Annotated in this window: 17 protein-coding genes; 4 read left to right on the top strand and 13 right to left on the bottom strand. The window is 55.6% G+C overall.

The window, feature by feature from the left end; genetic code table 11:
* Positions 1–7 precede the first annotated feature (7 nt).
* The 8 genes from pheT to phaR form a co-directional block, all read right to left on the bottom strand.
* The gene (gene pheT, locus KUF54_RS04805) at positions 8–2,473 is read right to left on the bottom strand and encodes a phenylalanine--tRNA ligase subunit beta (protein WP_219345531.1); all 2,466 of its coding nucleotides are present in this window, start codon (positions 2,471–2,473) and stop codon (positions 8–10) included.
* 165 nt (positions 2,474–2,638) lie between these two features.
* Positions 2,639–3,691, bottom strand: coding sequence for a phenylalanine--tRNA ligase subunit alpha (pheS, locus tag KUF54_RS04800; RefSeq protein ID WP_219345530.1), 1,053 nt, complete (start codon positions 3,689–3,691; stop codon positions 2,639–2,641).
* Between the two features lie 115 nt (positions 3,692–3,806).
* Complete coding sequence (gene rplT, locus KUF54_RS04795; RefSeq protein ID WP_099736470.1) at positions 3,807–4,166, bottom strand: 50S ribosomal protein L20; 360 nt, start codon at positions 4,164–4,166, stop codon at positions 3,807–3,809.
* A gap of 26 nt (positions 4,167–4,192) precedes the next feature.
* On the bottom strand, positions 4,193–4,396 hold the full coding sequence (gene rpmI, locus KUF54_RS04790; RefSeq protein WP_169106750.1) for a 50S ribosomal protein L35: 204 nt from the start codon (positions 4,394–4,396) through the stop codon (positions 4,193–4,195).
* Between the two features lie 194 nt (positions 4,397–4,590).
* A complete protein-coding gene (gene infC, locus KUF54_RS04785) occupies positions 4,591–5,220 on the bottom strand; it encodes a translation initiation factor IF-3 (RefSeq protein WP_219345529.1) in 630 nt (209 codons plus the stop codon).
* A gap of 81 nt (positions 5,221–5,301) precedes the next feature.
* Positions 5,302–7,221 (bottom strand): threonine--tRNA ligase, encoded by a 1,920-nt coding sequence (gene thrS / locus KUF54_RS04780; protein ID WP_219345528.1) that lies wholly within the window; start codon positions 7,219–7,221, stop codon positions 5,302–5,304.
* A 331-nt stretch (positions 7,222–7,552) separates the two neighbouring features.
* Positions 7,553–8,884 carry an isocitrate lyase gene (gene aceA, locus KUF54_RS04775; RefSeq protein WP_219345527.1) on the bottom strand — a complete coding sequence of 444 codons (1,332 nt, stop codon included), beginning with the start codon at positions 8,882–8,884 and terminating at the stop codon, positions 7,553–7,555.
* Between the two features lie 320 nt (positions 8,885–9,204).
* The gene (phaR, locus tag KUF54_RS04770) at positions 9,205–9,753 is read right to left on the bottom strand and encodes a polyhydroxyalkanoate synthesis repressor PhaR (RefSeq protein ID WP_219345526.1); all 549 of its coding nucleotides are present in this window, start codon (positions 9,751–9,753) and stop codon (positions 9,205–9,207) included.
* Between the two features lie 245 nt (positions 9,754–9,998).
* Between phaR and KUF54_RS04765 the strand changes: the two genes are divergently transcribed.
* The gene (locus KUF54_RS04765; RefSeq protein WP_219345525.1) at positions 9,999–10,463 is read left to right on the top strand and encodes a hypothetical protein; all 465 of its coding nucleotides are present in this window, start codon (positions 9,999–10,001) and stop codon (positions 10,461–10,463) included.
* Between the two features lie 157 nt (positions 10,464–10,620).
* On the opposite strand, the gene murB is transcribed toward KUF54_RS04765, so the two are convergent.
* Positions 10,621–11,718 carry a UDP-N-acetylmuramate dehydrogenase gene (gene murB, locus KUF54_RS04760; RefSeq protein WP_219345524.1) on the bottom strand — a complete coding sequence of 366 codons (1,098 nt, stop codon included), beginning with the start codon at positions 11,716–11,718 and terminating at the stop codon, positions 10,621–10,623.
* Positions 11,719–11,821: 103 nt separating this feature from the next.
* On the opposite strand from murB, the gene KUF54_RS04755 reads away from it, so the two are divergent.
* From KUF54_RS04755 to KUF54_RS04745, 3 genes are all read left to right on the top strand, one after another.
* On the top strand, positions 11,822–12,307 hold the full coding sequence (locus KUF54_RS04755; RefSeq protein WP_219345523.1) for a YajQ family cyclic di-GMP-binding protein: 486 nt from the start codon (positions 11,822–11,824) through the stop codon (positions 12,305–12,307).
* A gap of 122 nt (positions 12,308–12,429) precedes the next feature.
* A complete protein-coding gene (locus KUF54_RS04750; RefSeq protein ID WP_255576419.1) occupies positions 12,430–13,059 on the top strand; it encodes a TIGR02281 family clan AA aspartic protease in 630 nt (209 codons plus the stop codon).
* Positions 13,060–13,074: 15 nt separating this feature from the next.
* On the top strand, positions 13,075–14,070 hold the full coding sequence (locus tag KUF54_RS04745; RefSeq protein ID WP_219345521.1) for an HD-GYP domain-containing protein: 996 nt from the start codon (positions 13,075–13,077) through the stop codon (positions 14,068–14,070).
* A gap of 49 nt (positions 14,071–14,119) precedes the next feature.
* Here KUF54_RS04745 and KUF54_RS04740 read toward each other — a convergent pair whose 3' ends face one another.
* From KUF54_RS04740 to KUF54_RS04725, 4 genes are all read right to left on the bottom strand, one after another.
* Positions 14,120–15,850 (bottom strand): NAD(P)-binding protein, encoded by a 1,731-nt coding sequence (locus KUF54_RS04740; protein ID WP_255576301.1) that lies wholly within the window; start codon positions 15,848–15,850, stop codon positions 14,120–14,122.
* The gene (locus tag KUF54_RS04735; RefSeq protein WP_219345519.1) at positions 15,850–17,406 is read right to left on the bottom strand and encodes a polyamine aminopropyltransferase; all 1,557 of its coding nucleotides are present in this window, start codon (positions 17,404–17,406) and stop codon (positions 15,850–15,852) included. The genes KUF54_RS04740 and KUF54_RS04735 overlap by 1 nt, the downstream gene beginning before the upstream one ends.
* A 162-nt stretch (positions 17,407–17,568) precedes the next feature.
* A complete protein-coding gene (locus tag KUF54_RS04730; protein WP_219345518.1) occupies positions 17,569–17,787 on the bottom strand; it encodes a DUF350 domain-containing protein in 219 nt (72 codons plus the stop codon).
* A 39-nt stretch (positions 17,788–17,826) separates the two neighbouring features.
* Positions 17,827–19,353, bottom strand: a complete 1,527-nt coding sequence (locus tag KUF54_RS04725) for a DUF4178 domain-containing protein (protein ID WP_219345517.1) — start codon at positions 19,351–19,353, stop codon at positions 17,827–17,829.
* Positions 19,354–19,391 lie beyond the last annotated feature (38 nt).

The following is a 19,391-nucleotide window of genomic DNA, read 5'->3' as shown; positions in this document are numbered from 1 at the left end:
CAACATATCAACGCAGACGCGCAGCCACGCGCTCAACCAATGCAGCAATCGCAGCTTGCATTGCGCCATCAATTTCAGCATCGGTCAGTGAAGCAGTATCACTGCCCAGCGTCAGGCGCACGGCAAGGCTCTTCTCATCCTGAGCCAGTGCACCCGCCGAAGCTTCTTCACCCGCCTTGAGCTTCTTGGCTCGGAACACGTCAAACAAAACTGCTGAGCGCAAAATTCCACCCTCGTTTGCAAGTTTGACGCCCTGCTCCACGGCTTGCATTACCTGAGCATGGGTCACCGCTTCTTTAACGACCACAGCAATGTCGCGCTCCACCGCTTGATGCTTGGCGACAGGCTTGAACACTGGCACTTGGCGGGCCAAAACAGCATCCAACTCCAACTCAAACATCACAGGGGCTTGAGGCAGATCCCACTCTTGGCGCCACTTGGGGTGCAGCTCGCCGACAAAGCCAATCGCCTTGCCATTCACCAAAACGCGAGCGCAGCGGCCGGGGTGCATCGCTGGATGTTCTGCGGGTTCAAACACAGCCTGCAGCGGTGCCAGCAGTGCCTCCACATCGCCCTTGACGTCGTAGAAGTCAACCTTAGCTTCCGACTTACCCCATTGCTGCTGGTCAGCAGCGCCGTAAGCCAAACCAGAGACTCGCATGGGCTGGTAAAAGCCCTTCACGGTGGTGTCGGACTCTTCAACCGATGCATCCTTAAAGAACACACGACCGAGCTCAAACACGCGCACGCGGCTGGCCTTGCGGTCCACGTTGAACTTCAAAACTTGCAGCAAGGAACCCAGCAAAGACGAGCGCATAACGCTCAAATGACTAGCAATGGGATTGAGCAGCTTGATGGCATTGGTATTGCCTGCCAGCTCTTGCTCCCACTTTTCTTCCACAAAGCTGAAGTTGATGGTTTCCTGATAACCCAGACCCGCCAGCTCATGGCGCACGGTAAACGGGCTGCGCTGGTTTTCAGCGCGCAGCTTGGGGGAAATGGGAGCCAGTGGCTTGGTGGTCGGCAGGTTGTCGTAGCCGATCATGCGCACCACTTCTTCGATCAAATCTTCTTCCAGATTGATGTCAAAGCGGAAAGTGGGCGCCGTCACGCTGACCACGCCTTCTTGCGCCACAGTCGCAGGCAAGCCCAGACCGTTCAATGCATCCAGCACCTGCTGCTGAGTCACAGGCATGCCAATGACCTTAGCTGCACGGGCCACGCGCAGTTGTACAGGCTTTGGCTGGGGCATGTTGGGCTTTTGATCGTCCATGGCCGCGACTTGCGTGTCGGCAGTGCCGCAGATTTCCAGCACCAGCGCAGTGATCCGCTCAATGTGCTCAGTGGTGAACTCAGGGTCCACGCCGCGCTCGAAGCGGTGAGCCGCATCGGTCGAGAAATTGAAGTGGCGCGAACGACCAGCGACGGCCTTGGGGAACCAGAAAGCAGCTTCGATATAGATGTTTTGGGTGTCGTCAGACACAGCAGTCGCATCACCACCCATGATGCCGGCCAGCGATTCAACTTCCTTGTCGTCGGCAATCACGCCAACTTTGATGAAGTCATCAATTTTGATGATGTTGCCGTTGAGCAGCTTAAGGGTTTCGCCCTCTTTGCCCCAACGCACGGTCAAGCCGCCGCTGATCTTGTCCAGATCAAAAATGTGGCTGGGGCGACCCAGCTCGAACATCACATAGTTGGAAATATCCACCAGCGGGCTCACCGAGCGCTGACCGCAACGGGCCAGACGATCGACCATCCACTGGGGCGTCTTCACTTGCGTGTTGACGTTGCGCACAATGCGGCCCGAGAAGCGGCCGCAGAGGTCGGTCGCTTCGATCTTAACGGGCAGCTTGTCTTGCAAGGCCACAGCTGCGACCGGGAAAGACAGCGCCTTCAAAGGCGTACCAGTCAAAGCAGACAACTCGCGTGCCACGCCATACACCGACAGGCAGTGGGCCAAGTTAGGCGTGAGCTTGAGGGTAAAAAGCGTATCGTCCAGATTCAGATACTCACGCACGTTCTGACCCAGGGGCGCATCAGCGGGGAATTCCAACAGACCACCGGTATCGTCGGCAAGGCCCAACTCTTTGGCTGAGCACAGCATGCCAAAGCTTTGCACACCGCGCAGCTTCCCTACCTTGATCATGAAAGGCTTGCCGTCTTCACCGGGCGGCAGTGCCGCGCCCACAGTGGCGCAAGGAATGCGAATGCCCACGCGGGCATTTGGCGCGCCGCAGACGATGTTCAACAACTCAGGGCCGCCCACATCGACTTGGCAGATACGCAGGCGGTCAGCATCAGGGTGCTGCACTGCCTCCTTGATTTCACCCACAACGATGCCGGTGAAGGGAGGAGCCACGGGATCCAACTCTTCCACTTCCAGACCAGCCATGGTCAGGGTATCAGCCAGTTGCTGAGTGGTCAGGTTGGGGTTGCAGTATTCGCGCAACCAAGATTCAGGAAATTGCATAGTCAAACTCTTTGGCGTTCAAGCCGGTTGCACCTTGCAGGTCTGCAGCCGGCTGGGCATGCATACATTCAAAAGAGGAGCTGCTTGTCTTCGTCAGATAAGGGTTTCAGCATTAAAAGCATTTAAAACCTTTATGCATTCAAGAGGAGCAGCTCACTTTTTCCATTACTGGAATTGCGACAGAAAACGAATGTCGCCGTCGAAGAAAAGGCGCAAATCGTTCACGCCATAACGCAGCATGGTCAGGCGGTCGGGGCCCATGCCAAAGGCAAAGCCAATGTATTTTTCAGGATCCAGCCCCATATTGCGCACCACGTTGGGGTGCACTTGGCCGGAACCTGCCACTTCCAGCCACTTGCCGGCCAGTGGGCCGCTTTGGAACTGAATGTCGATTTCAGCCGAAGGTTCAGTGAACGGGAAGAAGCTGGGGCGGAAACGCAGCACCAGATCGTCCGACTCAAAAAAAGTCTTGCAGAAATCGGTGAAAACGACCTTCAAATCCTTGAAGCTCACGTTCTCGCCAATCCACAAGCCTTCGCACTGGTGGAACATGGGCGAATGGGTGGCATCCGAGTCCACACGGTAGGTGCGGCCGGGGGCAATGACGCGGATTTCGGGCATGGACTGACCGGCATCGAGCGCATTGCGGTATTTTTTGACGTGCTGCACAGCATGGCGCACCTGCATAGGGCTGGTGTGCGTGCGCAGCAAGTTAGGGGCGTGTGCCGTGCCGCCTTCCACATAGAAGGTATCGTGCATGGAACGCGCTGGATGGTCTTCGGGCGTGTTAAGTGCCGTGAAGTTAAACCAGTCGGATTCGATCTCTGGGCCTTGGGCCACATCAAAACCCATGGAGCCAAAAATGCCCTCAATGCGCTCTAGCGTGATGGACACAGGGTGCAGACCACCGGAGCCGCGGCGACGCCCGGGCAAGGTCACATCCAGCACTTCGGCCTTCAGGTGGGCTTGCAGCTCGGCATCAGCCAATGCCTGACGGCGGGCGGTCAGGGCCGCTTCAATTGCCTGCTTGGCTACATTGATAGCAGCACCGCGCGATTTTTTCTCTTCGACGGAAAGCTGCGCCATGCCCTTCATGAGCTCAGTCATCTTGCCCGACTTGCCCAAAAACTGTGCCTTGGCGTTTTCCAGATCTGCGGGGGTGTGGGCTTGCGCGAACAGTTGCTGCGCGCTTTCGACCAGAGAATCCAACTCGTTCATATCGACTCTTTATCGAATCTTAAAAATAAACAAGGGCTAGTGCCTTTTCAAGCCCTAGCCCTTGCTGTTTGTGCGCCAGCAGCTACTCAATTAAAAGCAACTGCTGATCGTGACCTTACGCAGCCAGCTTGGCCTTGACTTGGTCGACGATAGCTGCAAAAGCAGCCTTGTCGTGCACAGCGATATCGGACAGCATCTTGCGGTCGATTTCGATGGCGGCCTTCTTCAAACCGTTAGCGAATTGGCTGTATGTCAGACCCAGTTCACGTGCAGCAGCATTGATACGGGCGATCCACAGCTGGCGGAACACACGCTTCTTGTTGCGGCGGTCGCGGTAAGCGTACTGACCAGCCTTCATTACGGCTTGCTTGGCAACGCGATAGACGTTACCACGGCGGCCGCGGAAACCCTTAGCAAGGGCTAGAACTTTTTTGTGACGGGCACGGGCCGTTACACCACGTTTGACGCGAGGCATTAGTTTTCTCCTAGTTCGTCAGTGAATTACACGCCCATACCGGGCAACATCTTAGCGATAGAGCCCATATCGGACTCATGCACGCTAACAATGCCACGCAGGTGACGCTTGTTCTTTGTGGTCTTCTTGGTCAAGATGTGACGCTTGAAGGCTTGACCGCGCTTGACGGTACCACCGGGACGAACGCGAAAACGCTTCTTCGCGCTGCTCTTGGTCTTCATTTTGGGCATATAAATGCTCCTATTGAATTTGTGCTCGCAAGGCGGCGTACAAACCTGTACACACTTCGCTAGCCTCCGAGGCACTTGTTCATCAGCAAGATCGAAACCTCGCTGATGTTTTGCAGGCAAGCCTGCAAATTTTTCATCTGCCTTACAAAACAAAAGTGGGCCGAGCCCACTCTTGCTGAAAAGCAAAACGGCAATTATGCCTTATCTGCAGCCTCAGGTGCAGCAGCAGCATTATCGCCTGACACTTTTGCACTAGGCGCAGGCTTTTTGCTTACGCGAGCTGGGGCAATCATCATGACCATCTGACGACCTTCCAACTTAGGAAACTGTTCCATTTGAATGGAGTCAGCCAAGTCATCACGCAGACGATTAAGCAAATTCATACCGAGCTGCTGGTGCGTGATTTCACGACCGCGAAAACGCAGTGTGATCTTGCACTTGTCGCCATCTGCCAAGAAACGGCGGATATTGCGCAGCTTGATGTTGTAGTCGCCATCATCGGTACCAGGACGGAATTTCACTTCCTTGATTTCGATGACAGTCTGCTTAGCCTTCGCTTCAGCAGCCTTCTTCTGTTCCTGATATTTGAACTTACCGTAGTCCATCAAACGGCAAACTGGAGGGACCGCTGTAGCAGCGATTTCGACCAGATCAACGTCCAACTCACCGGCCATGCGCAACGCTTCTAACAGCGACACAATGCCCAAAGGCTCGTTTTCAGGACCAGACAGACGTACTTCAGACGCCATGATTTCTCGGTTTAGTCGATGCTTGCGCTCTTCACGGTGGCGGCGATCGCGAAATTCAGTAGCTATGGTTTTCACCTTGGATAGAAATGGCTACAACAGCGTAGCCGGCTAGCGTGCATTGCTCGCAGACCGACCCGCTACAAAAATTAATTTGCATCAGGCCTTGGCCGCGATGTCTTGGGCGAGCATTTCGATAAATGCATCAACCGACATCACACCGAGGTCTTTATTCCCCCGGGCGCGCACTGCAACCGCACCAGCTGCCTTCTCTTTGTCGCCTGCGACAAGGATGTAGGGCAGCTTTTGCATTGAATGCTCACGTATTTTATACGTAATCTTTTCATTGCGCAGATCAGTCACTACTCTAAGACTTTGATTCGGCAATGCTTTTTGCAGCTTTTGCGCCACTTCCTTGGCGTAATCGGCCTGAGCGTCCGTAATATTGAGCACGGAAACCTGCACGGGAGCCAGCCAAGCGGGCAGCGCGCCAGAGTGGTGCTCAATCAAAATACCAATAAAACGCTCGAGCGAACCCAAGATGGCACGGTGCAGCATGATGGGGCGATGACGGCCACCGTCTTCACCCACAAATTCCGCATCAAGGCGCTCAGGTAAGTTGGGATCCACCTGAATCGTGCCGCATTGCCACTCACGACCCAAAGCATCCTTCAAGGTGTATTCGATCTTAGGGCCGTAAAAAGCACCCTCGCCCGGCAGATATTCAAACTTGCAACCTGAAGCGCGCAGGCCTTCAGCCAAGGCGTGCTCGGCCTTATCCCAGTCTTCATCGCTACCAATGCGCTTTTCAGGGCGCGTCGATAAGCGGTACAAGATGCTGGTGAAGCCAAAGTCTGCATAAACCTTTTGCAGCAGCGCTGTGAAGGCAGTGACTTCAGCCTGAATCTGGTCTTCAGTACAGAAGATATGGCCGTCATCTTGTGTAAATGCACGCACACGCATGATGCCGTGCAGCGAACCTGTGGGCTCGTTGCGGTGGCAGTTACCAAACTCACCAAAGCGCAGTGGCAGGTCGCGGTAGCTCTTGATGCCTTGCTTGAAGATGATGATGTGACCGGGGCAATTCATCGGCTTGAGCGCGTACTCACGCTTTTCCGAGTCGGTCGTGAACATGTTTTCGCGGTACTTATCCCAGTGACCCGTCTTCTCCCACAGCGTCTTATCCAGAATCTGAGGAGCCTTCACTTCTTGGTAGCCGTTGTCTTGGTAGACCTTGCGCATGTACTGCTCGACCTGCTGCCAAACCGACCAGCCCTTGGGGTGCCAGAACACGGTACCGGGCGAGCATTCGTCGATGTGAAACAGGTCCAGCTCACGACCTAACTTACGGTGGTCGCGCTTTTCGGCTTCTTCCAAGCGGAACAGATAGTCCTTGAGTTCATCCTTGGTGGCCCAAGCTGTGCCGTAAATGCGCTGCAGCATTTCATTGCGGTGGTCCCCGCGCCAGTAAGCACCGGCTACCTTCATCAACTTGAAGTGCTTGAGTTTGCCGGTGCTGGGCACGTGGGGGCCGCGGCACAGGTCTTCGAAAGCGCCTTCGCTGTACAGGCTCACATCTTCATTGCTGGGGATGCTGGCAATGATCTCGGCCTTGTAGTTCTCACCCATGCTTTTGAAGTGCGCTACGGCTTCATCACGCGGCAGTACGCGGCGCACCACTTGCTCGTCCTTGTTCGCCAGCTCGGTCATCTTCTTTTCGATAGCGACCAGATCTTCAGGCGTGAACGGGCGCTTGTACGAGAAGTCGTAGTAGAAGCCGTTTTCAATCACTGGGCCAATGGTGACCTGGGCATCAGGAAACAAATCCTTGACCGCATAAGCCAACAAGTGAGCCGTGGAGTGACGAATCACATCCAAGCCATCAGCATCTTTAGCCGTGATGATGGACAGAGGCGAGTCGTTTTCAATAACAAAGCTGGTATCCACGACTTTGCCGTTGATCTTGCCAGCCAGTGCAGCCTTTGCCAGGCCCGCGCCAATCGAAGCGGCAACCTCGGCCACCGAAACTGGGCCGGGGTACTCGCGCTTGGAGCCGTCGGGGAGCGTGATGTTGATCATGAAATTCCTTGTCAAACCAAATTTTTGTGGGGGAAGGCCAGCGCCAAAGCTTTGGAGTTACCTGAAAGCAAAAAGCGCGGAACCAGTCCGCGCTTTGATGAAGGTGTCGAGAAATCTCCGGCAGGCGCGAACCGCCAGCTGCCATCAGCAGCTGAAATACATCTCCGATGTAGTTCGCGGTGTCATAACCGTTGATGCCTTTCTCGCCCTTGTGAATTGAAGTCGCAATATTTTAACCCGGCAATAAAAAATGCGTCCGGGACTTTCACCCCGAACGCATAACCCTTTTTAAATTTTCACAACCAGGGGCAGCATCACCGCCCAAAGCACATCAATGGAACTGCTCTTCTTCAGTGGAGCCGGTGAGAGCCTTCACGCTGGAGGATCCGCCCTGAATCACTGTAGTCACATCGTCAAAGTAACCTGCGCCCACCTCTTGCTGGTGCGACACAAAGGTGTAGCCCTTGTCACGTGCTGCGAATTCAGGCTCTTGCACCATGTTGACGTAGTGCTTCATGCCTTCGCCATTGGCGTATGCGTGGGCAAACTGGAAGCTGTTGTACCAGTTGATGTGAATACCAGCCAGCGTGATGAACTGGAACTTGTAGCCCAGTGCAGACAGGTCTTCCTGGAAAGAAGCTATCTGGCTGTCGTTGAGATTTTTCTTCCAGTTGAACGAGGGCGAGCAGTTGTAGCTCAGCAGCTTGCCGGGGCAAGCCGCATGCACGGCTTGGGCAAACTCGCGTGCAAAGCCAATATCTGGCACACCGGTTTCGCACCACACCAGATCAGCGTAAGGCGCATAGGCCACGCCACGGCTGATGGATTGCTCCAGACCATTTTTGACGCGGTAGAAGCCTTCTTGGGTGCGCTCGCCAGTCAGGAACGCTTGATCGTTCGCATCGTGGTTGCTGGTGATCAGGTTGGCGGCTTCCGCATCGGTTCGGGCCAAAATAATGGTGGGCACGCCCATCACGTCAGCAGCAAAGCGCGCAGAAATCAGCTTTTCGCAGGCTTCACGGGTAGGCACCAGCACCTTGCCGCCCATGTGGCCGCACTTCTTCACGGCAGCCAGCTGGTCTTCAAAGTGCACACCAGCAGCGCCAGCTTGGATCATGTTCTTCATCAACTCAAAGGCGTTCAGCACGCCGCCAAAGCCAGCTTCCGCATCGGCCACGATGGGCAGGAAGTAGTCGATAAATTCCTTATCGCCGGGATTGACGCCCTTACCCCACTGAATTTCATCAGCTCGCTTAAAGGTGTTGTTGATGCGGCGCACCATGGTGGGAACTGAATCGTAGGCATACAACGACTGGTCGGGGTACATGGTCTCGGAGGTGTTGCCGTCTGCAGCCACTTGCCAGCCTGACAGATACACCGCCTCAAGACCTGCTTTGGCTTGCTGCATGGCCTGACCAGCAGAGATCGCGCCAAAAGCATTCACATAACCTTTTTTAGATTCGCCATTGATCTTGTTCCAAAGCACCTCAGCACCGCGCTGGGCCAGTGTGTGTTCTGGCTGCAAGCTGCCGCGCAAGCGAACCACGTCGGCGGCGGAGTAACCACGCTTCACACCCTTCCAACGGGGATTTTGTGCCCAGTCTTTTTCAAGGGCGGCAATTTGCTGTTCACGACTCAGTTGCTGATTCAGAGATTGGGGCATGGTCAGATCACTCCTTAGCGGTTAGATGAAAGGGTTTGGTGCTTGTCCTTGGATTCAACTGTACGGCTTCAAAGTTTTCTCAACAACTCTTATGTCTTATAAAAGACTAGAAATTTAAAACAACAAAAACAACAGCTTATTTATAAATATCACAATACGAAATGTGATTTCTCATATTGAGAAAAATTGCGGCGCCGCAACATTACGAAATTTCATAATAAGAAATCTGACTCTTGCTTGGTGAAACCAACAAGGCGAGTTTCCTGAAAGACCCACGGCAATCAAACTTCTAGCGCCGCAACCGCTTTGCAACGCAGCAATCAGCGCTTGATGCCAAAAACGCCGAGCATTTGTTCTGTCTGCTTTCGCATCTGTTCTTGCATCTGCTCTTGCATTTGAGTGAGCACGGTCTGAGATTGCTCCACATAGTTCCCCATCATGGACTGTATGGCTGGCGGTTGCATGCTCATGAACTGCTTCCAAGCCTCAGGCGCTGACCCTGGAGACTGCCCGGGTAGTTTGTTTTGAAAGTCCGTAAACATCTGTACGTTCTTTTCAATGTAGGCCCCCATGAAGCCCTGCATGGCATGGCCATAAAACCGAATGATGTTGGCCAGCATCGTCTCGGAAAACATAGGCGCACCGCCCGCTTCTTCTTCAAGAATGATCTGCAGCAAGATAGAACGTGTCAGCTCCTCATTGGTCTTGGCATCCCGAATTACCACCTCTTCGTTACCCATCACCAGATGCTTGACCTCTGCGAGCGTGATGTAAGAAGAAGTTTTGGTGTCATACAAACGACGGTTTGGATACTTCTTGATGAGCCGCTGCTTTGCCGCCTGAGCTTCACCGTCTTTGTTTTCTTGCATCGCTGATCCTTTTTAATGGGGGATCGCCCCCGTTATCTATAAGTTATTGCAGTGCAACAGATTTTAGGTAAGGCACTACCCTTAACGGCAGCAGTAACCCTGACAGTTGGCGCAACAAAAAAGCACCCCTGTCACTCGCAGCACTGCATCTTTGCCATTTATTCACAAATGTCAGGCTTTGGTCTTGCAAAGAAACCCTTGCAGAAGGTTTAAAGTGACTTCGTTGTTTGACGAAAGGTTAACAAATGAGTTTCACAAAAACACGTCACGCTCTTTGCCTGAGCGCCTTGCTAGCAACTGCTGGCTTCATGAGTGGCGCACAGGCCCAGACCGAGGCTCCGGCTGCTGAGGCCGCAGCGCAGCAGCCCCCAGCTCCCAGCGTGGATGCACAAGCCGCCGATGCAGCCTTGCGCAAGCGTCTGCAGGCCGTAGTTGCTGCTATTGAGGGCAAGTCCAAGCTGACTGCCAGCAGCTTCAACGAAGAGTTTCTGAAGCAGTCGCCTATCGACAATGTGCAAAAAGCGCTGGAGTCGGTTCGCACCGGTGTCGGCAGCTGCCAAGCTGCAGGCCGTATGGAAAGCCCCAACCCTATCGCCACCAGCATCTTGCTGAACTGCACCAAGGGCTATGTGCCCATGGAGCTGGCTGTAGAGCCCAAAGCGCCCTACCGCATTTCAGGCATTTTGCTGCGTCCAGCCTTCTGGAAATAAGCACGAGCAGCTATCAAAAAAGGAGCCCTCGGCTCCTTTTTTGCATCTAAGAGTCAACCAATACAACCCCGCAAACAGAAGACTAGCATTTAGGGTTCGCCTTTAATGCAAGACGAAACAACAACGCTTCAAGGGTGGGGTTAGAAGCTCTAAAGGCTTAAATCACCACGGGCTCTGGCTCTAGGCGAATGCCAAAACGCTCATAAACACTGGTTTGAATCGCTCCGGCTAGAGTCATCACCTCGCCGCCGGTGACGCTGCCCTCGACACTATGGCGATCGCCTCGGTTCACCAGCACCAGCGCTTGCTTATCGTAGACGCCGGCCCGACCCATGGATTTACCCTTCCAGCCGCAGGCATCAATCAGCCAACCCGCTGCCAGTTTGATGGAGCCATCATCCATTGGGTAATGCACAATTTTTGGCTCGCGCGCGATGATGTCTGCACATTGCTCGGGCGTAACGGTGGGGTTCTTGAAAAAGCTGCCCGCGTTACCAATCACCTCAGGATCAGGTAATTTTGCGCTGCGAATCTCGCAAACCCATTCAAAAATTTGCTGGGCTGTAGGCTGCTCGACGCCTTTTTCAGCCTGCTTGCGCTGTAAATCCAAGTAACCCAAATCAGGCGCCCAGACTTTGGGCAATGCAAGCCGCACATGGGTAATCACCGCCCGCCCTTTAAGGCCTAGGCCACGCGGTACCGCTGCAGTGCCCATGAGCGGCCAATGTTTGGGTTGTGCGGGCTCATGCTTAAACACCGAATCGCGGTAAGCAAAAGCGCATTGGGCCGCATTCAGGCTGAATGACTCGCCAGTGACCAAATCCACTGCATCGAGCGATTCGAATCGGTCCTGCAACTCCATGCCGTAAGCACCAATGTTTTGCACCGGGGCAGCGCCCACGGTACCGGGAATCAAGGCCATATTCTCCAGCCCTGTGTAGCCCTGCGCTAGCGTCCAGGCCACCATATCGTGCCAGCGCTCGCCCGCACCGATTTCGACAACCCAGTGCTTTTCCGTCTCATGCAGCAGCCGCATGCCCATGATTTCCATCTTGAGCACGACAGGCGCAACATCACCCGTCAGTACCACGTTACTGCCACCACCAAGAACAAACACCGGCTGCCGACCCCAAAGAGGATCAGCTAAAAACTGGCGAATATCATCTTGACTACGAATACGTACCAAGGTTTCGGCACGCGCGGCAATGCCAAAGGTGTTGCAATGCTGCAGGGGAACATTTTTCTCGACTAACATCGATCCAATTGTCGCACTGCGCTTGCACTGCTGCTGAAAAGCAGCGCATCACAGCCGGCGCTTTGTGGCTGTTTACTGCTCTGATACTGATAGGAATACAACCATGCCTTCTTTTGATACTGTTTGCGAAGCCGACTTCGTTGAAGTAAAGAACGCTGTCGATAACGCGGCCAAGGAAATTGGCACTCGCTTTGACTTCAAGGGCACATCAGCTGCCGTTGAACTCAAGGACAAAGAAATCACCATGTTTGGTGATGCTGAGTTCCAACTCCAGCAAGTCGAAGACCTGCTGCGCAACAAGCTGACCAAGCGCAATGTGGATGTGCGCTTTTTGGACATCCAAAAGGCCCAAAAGATCGGCGGCGACAAGGTCAAGCAAGTCATCAAGGTGAAGAATGGCATTGAGTCCGAGCTGGCCAAGCAACTGCAAAAGCTGATGAAGGAAAGCAAGCTCAAAGTGCAAGCCGCCATTCAAGAAGAAAAGGTTCGCATTACCGGCGCCAAGCGCGACGACCTGCAAGAAGCTATGGCATTGATCCGCAAGGACTTGGCCGAGCACCCTCTGTCGTTCAACAACTTCCGCGACTGAGTATGAATCCCCCCCTGCGCAGTTGCGCTGCTTGCTCCTCTTTCTCTTTACGGGAGGAGGACGATACCTGCGCTGCGGGGCGGCGCTTGCTGGGCATCCCTCGCCTAGGTTGTGCCGGTTTCATGCTTGCGCTGGCTTTGGCAACAAATGCCGCATGGGGGCAGTCCGTCGCCCTAACGGGGGTGCTAGGCAGCAAAGCCCTGCTGGTGATCGATGGCAGCGCGCCCAAGGCCATTGGCGTGAATGAAAGCCACAAAGGCGTTCGTCTGCTGCAAATTAGCGGGGACTCCGCCACGGTGGACATTAGCGGCCAGCGCCAAAACCTGCGACTGGGCGATGCCCCTGTCAGCGTCGGCAGCCGGGGCGGTCGCGATGGTGGCTCACGCTCGACCAAGCTGGTGTTGATTGCCGATTCACGCGGTCATTTCATTGACAGAGGCACGATCAACGGCAAAACCATGCAGTACATGGTGGATACCGGGGCCAGCACGATTGCTATTGGCCGCACAGACGCTGAGCGGCTGGGGCTGCCTTACCTTAAAGGCACGCCCATACTGATGGGAACGGCCAACGGCACTGCACAAGGCTGGCGAATCAAACTCGATACCGTCAAAATTGGCGACATAGAGCTGCACGGCCTAGATGCTGTGGTCGCTTCGCAATCCATGCCTTATGTGCTGCTAGGCAACAATTTACTGGCCCAATTCCAGATGACCCGCAGGGGCAGCGAAATGGTGCTGGAAAAACACTAAGCCCGTTAATTGCCTATGCCAGCCCGCTACGACGAACACTACGAGGACTTGCTAGGCCTTTGGTCAGACCTAGAAGCGGCCCTCTCCGTTTTGCTGACAGACCCGCTGCACATTCCGGGTTTTTCTATCAAACTGCACCAGATAGATCTGTGGCTGCAAGATCTCATCACTCAAGACACCGACGCTGCGCTGTACCTCATGTTCCAGCGTGCAAGCTCCACCACTGTGGGCTACAGCGCGTCACATGCTGTTGTCTGCGCGGGCCTGTGCCATATTTTGGCCAAGGCGATCAAGCTCTCCCAGGCAGAACGCGACACATTGATTCCAGCAGCGCTGACCATGAACATCAGCATGACCGTGCTGCAAAACCAGTTGGCTGAGCAGCGTACGCCACTGAGCAGCCATCAAGTCGAAACCATCAAGCAGCATCCCGTTGAAAGCCGCCTGATACTTGAGCGCCTGATGGTGCAAGACACTCTGTGGCTGGAGACTGTGCAGCACCACCATAACGTGCTGCCACCTGCACCACTGGCACAGTTGCAGCCGTTGGCGCGCTTGGTGCGTATTTTGGGTACGGTCGATCGCTATGCTGCGCTGATCAGCCCGCGTAAAACTCGTAGCGGTCGCTCGGTGGCAGAGTCGCTGCAAATTCTCCAACAAGGCCAGGAACATGCCGATGAGATCAAACAAGCCCTTGTTGATGTCGTCGGCCTTTACCCGCCGGGCACCTACGTGCAATTGGATAACGGCGAAGTCGCCGTGGTTTTGCGTCATGGAAAAACCGCAAATGATCCCGAAATTGCCAGCGTGATTGACCGCGATGGCTCAAGCCTGTATCCGCCTATCTGGCACCTTGAAGGACGCAGACCCACGATTAAATCCGCGCTGGCGCGCTCATCTTTGTCGCTGGATCTAGATCTGCGCTCCATGACCCAGCTCGGCGGCCACAGCTACCGCGGTAATGCCGCGCTGAATCGCGTGGTCAAGCTGCCCGGAAGTCAAAGCCGATAGAGCCGCCAAAAATAAGGCGCTAGTGTCACACCGCTTGTGACCCCACCTGTTACCCCGCTTTCGCCGCCAGCAGACCAGCATGGTGGCCACGCGTAAACGCTTCCTCCAACACGGAGTAACCGGCCCAGTCCGAATGCGCAAAGCTTAGACGCGCCGTACTGGGCGTTGGCAAGCCTTGCACACGCTCTCCATTTAATAGCAGCTTGTCATTGATGACATTGGACTTGAGTGAAATTTCACTCAAAATTCGCTGATCACCGGGACGTGGAATCGCCATCGCGTGTCCATAGCGGGTGATCTCCATCCACGTTGCGCGCTGCAGCAAATCAGCGTGGGCCTCGCTCAGCGAATGCACAATCCGATCTCGCCAAAAGCCAAAGGACTGCTCCATCAATTGCTTGCGCCCATCTGGCCAGTCGCCCAGCGCTTGGTAGTAACTGAGCACCGTGGGCTGGCGGCTCACCCGGTCTAGCCGCTGATTGCCAGCATCCACATAGCCCAAGCCGCCTTGATTGCCGTCTTGGTAGAGCACATTGTCCCAAGCGGGCTCGGCACCGGGGTAGTCAGCCAGCGGGCTGTCGATATGAATATTGGCCACCAGCCAAGGCGCCCAGTTCAGCCGAGCCGCGACGGTACGCAAAAAATCAGGCGGATTGCGCAGCACCCGGGCCGCGATAAACGTGGGTAGCGCCACCACGCAATGCCCAGCTATCCAGCGCTCGTGCTGCTGGCGGCCATGGTGATAGGTGTCAATTTGCACACCGCTGGCATTTTCAATCACCGACAAGACACTGCAATCAGTCTCTTGCTGGGTGCTTTTCAGGCCGGCCACCAGTTGCTGCGACAGCCAGCCATTGCCCTGCGGCCAAGTCAGCACCTGCTCGCCCAACTCATCCGTCTCATGTTCAGCATTGAGTCGCGGAGCGTGAAAGCCGTGGCGGCTGGCGAAGTAATGAATGCCTGCCCAAGCCGAAACACGGCCCAAGCCCGCGCCAAAATCATCGCGGCAGCAATAGCTCAGGTACCAAAGCAGATGCGGGTCATCCAACCCCTGCTGCGCCAACCATTGATCAAAAAACTGTGCATCCAGCTTGGCATGGGCCGCAGGCAATTGCCCCTCACGCATCCAACCGCGAATCGATGGCATGGCAAAGGCAGCTTCGCCCATGACGCTGCTCACTCGCTTTTCAAAAAGCGCGTACTGCTCCAGCGTGCGCTGGCTGACGCCGTCCACGGGCAGTAAGCCCTCATGCCATTGGCCTTGCCAGTACAGGCGCTCCTGCGGGCTGTGGCATAGGTAACGCTCGTCATAACGCCAGCGGCCCGACACACGCTGGCGCACGCCTAGTTGCTCCAGCCAGTCCTGCACCTCATGGGCCTCATCACCGGGCACGGGCAAGTAGTGCGCGCCCAGTGGGCAGGCAAGCCCTTTTATCTGCCCGCCTTGGCTGTTGCCGCCCATGGCTTCTTGCGTATCCAGCAAGGCGGCGCCCTGCACGCCCGCTAACTCCAGCGCCCGCGCAGCCGCCAGCCCCGCCATGCCGCCGCCCGCAATTACCACCGGAGCGCGATGCACCACGGCAGGCGCAGGCAAATCCAGCCCCTGCGCCAAGCGCTGCCAAAAGGGGCGCAGACTGTGGCCGCGTTCAAGCGCTGTGCCGGTAAAGCCACCGGGCAAATCATCCAATGTGCGCGGCGCGGGCTTGCAGCCTGACAGGCTCAATGCCGCAGCACCTGCCCACAGCAAAGACTGGCGGCGATTGATGTCAAAGCCCGCCATCAATGCTCTACCTTGCCCCATTCGCGCTCATAGGTGTTGACGAGCACTTGATTGGACAGGCGATTCACCTCAGCCGGCACACGCGCCATATCGAGCGGAAAGTCAAACATCAAACGCAACGTGGGCATGGTCAAAAAACGCATTCCTTCTGGCAAAGCAGGCGGCTCGCGCCAAGGGCGATGACTGGCCAGCACAAAGCCCCATTCGCCAAAGCTGGGCACATGGGCGTGATAGGGCTTGGCCGTCAGACCTACGGACTCAATGGTTTGCACCACCGTCCAAAAGCTGTGACGTGCAATGAGCGGTGATGTGGTCTGCACCACCGCATACCCACTGGCAGCCAAGCGCTTATCCAGCAACGAATAAAAACTATTGGTAAACAGCTTGCCAATGGCGAAATTGGTGGGATCGGGGAAGTCCACCACGATCACATCAAAGCTGTCCTTGCTGTCTTGCAACCAGCGAAAGGCATCGGTGTTGACGATGCTCACACGCGGGTCGTTCAGCGCATTGCCGTTGAGCGCCGTCATCATGGCGTTGGTGCGAAACAAGTCGGTCATGGCCGGGTCAAGTTCCACCAAAGTCACCGCCTCTACGCTGGGGTACTTGAGTACCTCACGCACCGCCATACCGTCGCCGCCGCCCAGCACAGCTACTTTCTTAGGAGCGCCATGCGCCGCCATGGCGGGGTGCACCAGCGCCTCGTGATAGCGGTACTCGTCACTCTGCGCAAACTGCAAATTGCCATTCAGATACAGGCGCGCGCCTTGGCGGCCCTGCGTCACCACGATGCGCTGATAGGGCGAGCTGCTGCTCAGCACAATGCGGTCTTGATAGAAATGATCGTCCGCCAGCTTGGTCAACTGATCGGCACCGATAATGCCTCCGCCCAGCGCCAGCAACACCAAGGCACAAGCCCATACATGGGCGCGAAAATTGCGTAATTCGTGCTTAAAAAGTACCAGCGCCCACACGGCAATCGCCGCATTCATAAAGCCAAACAGCAGCCCGGTGCGCACCAGCCCCAGGTTGGGCACAAGCACAATGGGAAAGGCCAGCGACACGGCCAGCGCACCCAGATAGTCAAAGGTCAAAACCTTGGAAACCAGATCTTTCAACGACGCATTGCGCTTGAGGATTCGCATGACCAGCGGAATCTCCAAGCCCACCAGCGTGCCCACCACCATCACCATGCCGTAAAGCAAAAAGCGAAAAGCGCCCGGCGCATAGGCATTGGCCAAAAACAGCACGGCAGGCAGTGCGCCGCCTACCAGCGCCACCATTAGCTCCACCCGCAAAAAATGCGCCGGCAGCTGATCTTCAAAATAGCGCGACAACCACGAACCGATGCCCATGGCAAACAAGTAGGCACCAATGATGGTGGAGAACTGCAGCACCGAATCGCCCAACACATAGGACGCAAGGGCTCCCGCCGCCAACTCATAGAGCAGACCACAGGCTGCAATCACAAACACACTGGCCAGCAGCGCCACATCAATAGGCCGCGGTCCCAGCTCCTGCGCAGCGCCGCCCTGCTCTGCCTGTGTCGAAGTCATCAAACGAACTTTCTATTTAGATCAACCACCCCCAAAACAAGGGCGCACTCTCACGCCAGAGATGCCAAGGAAGCGCCGCCGCGCACCGAAGGTATCGTCCCCTTCCCGTAGCGCGCAGCGCGTAGAGAGAGGGGGGAAGCGGCAAAGCCGCTCAGGGGGTGTTCAATGGATAGCCGCAGCAACAATGATGCTGATCCCCAGACACATCGCAGCCACCACCATAGCCAGTGCCTTGTTGTGTTTTTCCACAATTTCGGCCCACATATCTACGGGCGTTATCTTGTCGATGATGATAAAACTCAGCCAAAACACCACCACGCCCACCACGGCGTAGAGGATGGAGCCGAAAAAGTTTTGAGCACTGAACCAGTCAAAATTCATGATGTTTCTCCTGAAATAAGGTGTAGAGGGTTGCAGCGCTTATTTATGGCTGCCGCCTGAGGTGTAACCACCGTAGGAGCCGCTGCTAGAGCGGCTGTAAGTGCAATTAGGGTCCGTACGCGGATCACAGTTATTGCTAGACATACAGGCGCGCAAAAACGGCAATATGAAGAGCAGCGCAAACAGCCAAAACAGGATCGTGCCCCAGCTAAATCCGCTGCCCGACAGCGGGCTGACCTGCGATCTATCCTTGAGCTTGTCCACACCAAACGCAAGCGCAATCGTTGCAGCTGATGCACTTTGGCCATGGCTCCACGTCGTTTCTTGATTCGCTGTTTCCAGCGCTAGGCTGGATTTTTTACCTGCGTTCACGTAGTCCACATTGCTGGACTTTGCACCCTTAAATACGGGCCAGTAAAACTCACCCTCGGCGTATTCGGTCTCTGACAGATAGGCGTAATCGCGCTGGTATTTGCGCTGCAAATAGGTTGCAGTCGCTCCGCCCTTGCTGAGCTTGGGCGCACCGTTGATGACGCGTGCCGTGCTCCAGCCGTCTTCTGAGTCCACGATGAAGGAGAAACCCGCCTTTTGGTTGTAGAGCAGATACTCATCCCAGATAAAGCTGTCGTCTTCATCCTCGCCCATGCCCCGGCCGCTGCGGCGTTGAAAGCCCACCACCTGCCATTTCAGGCCATCCAGCGCACCCTCGCGGCCCAGCGGAATTTGCGGGCGAATTTTCTTACGCTGCTCGGCAAAATTCAGCTCGCCGCCCATGCCCTGAGACATGTCGATCAGGCTGCCGCAACTCGGGCAGCTCATGGCCTTAGTGGTCTCAAAACGAACAGGCACTACAGCTGCGCACTTGGGGCAGTTGAAATGGCGGCCTTCTTCTTTTTTGTTGATGGTGCTGCGCAGCCCCTGCATTTGCAGACTGTCCAGCGCAACCGCAGCCCCTAGACTAAAAGCAGGAGCCTTGCCGCTGAAGTCGATAGAAAGAATTTGGTCTTTTTCGTTGCGCAGCTCGACCAGTTTGAAGCTTTTCCCCAGCTCAGGCAGCTGGGCTAGCTCGCCCTGTGCAGCCATCAACTGGGCATCTTGAATACTGGTGACGGTGAAGGATTCTTCCCCTACCCTCACTTCGCGGCCCATGCGCCACTCGCGAGCTTCGAAAGCCGTCACGCTCCAGCCCGGTGGCTGCCAGGGAACAGCAAAGACGAAGCTGCCGTTATCCTCACTGAGCCAAGCCAAGTCGCCATTACTGAGCGAGGCCACCCATTCTGACCAACTGCCCGCCCCACTCTTGTACTGAGCGCGACCCACCAAGGTAAACGGCTCAGGCTTGCCGCTGCGCTTGATCATGCCCGAGGCACCCACCTTAAGCGGGCTGTAATCCTCAAACACCTCAGCCATAGAGCCTATGCGCTTGAGCACTTCTCCATCACGCACCACCGTGCTGCGGCAGAACTCACAAATAGCAAAGCTCGCTTGGGCATTGCTGAAGTGGACCGGTGCGCCACAACCTGGACAGGGCGCGCTGTAGCCGCGCTGCGAGGAGCTGGATGCCATATGAAGGTGCTTTACTGGGTGCTATTGAAGCTTGATGC

It is taken from the genome of Comamonas sp. Y33R10-2 (assembly GCF_019355935.1).
Classification (GTDB): Bacteria; Pseudomonadota; Gammaproteobacteria; order Burkholderiales; family Burkholderiaceae_C; genus Comamonas.
The sequence above is the reverse complement of the archived record's forward strand: the minus strand, read 5'-3'. Positions and strand labels throughout refer to the sequence as shown.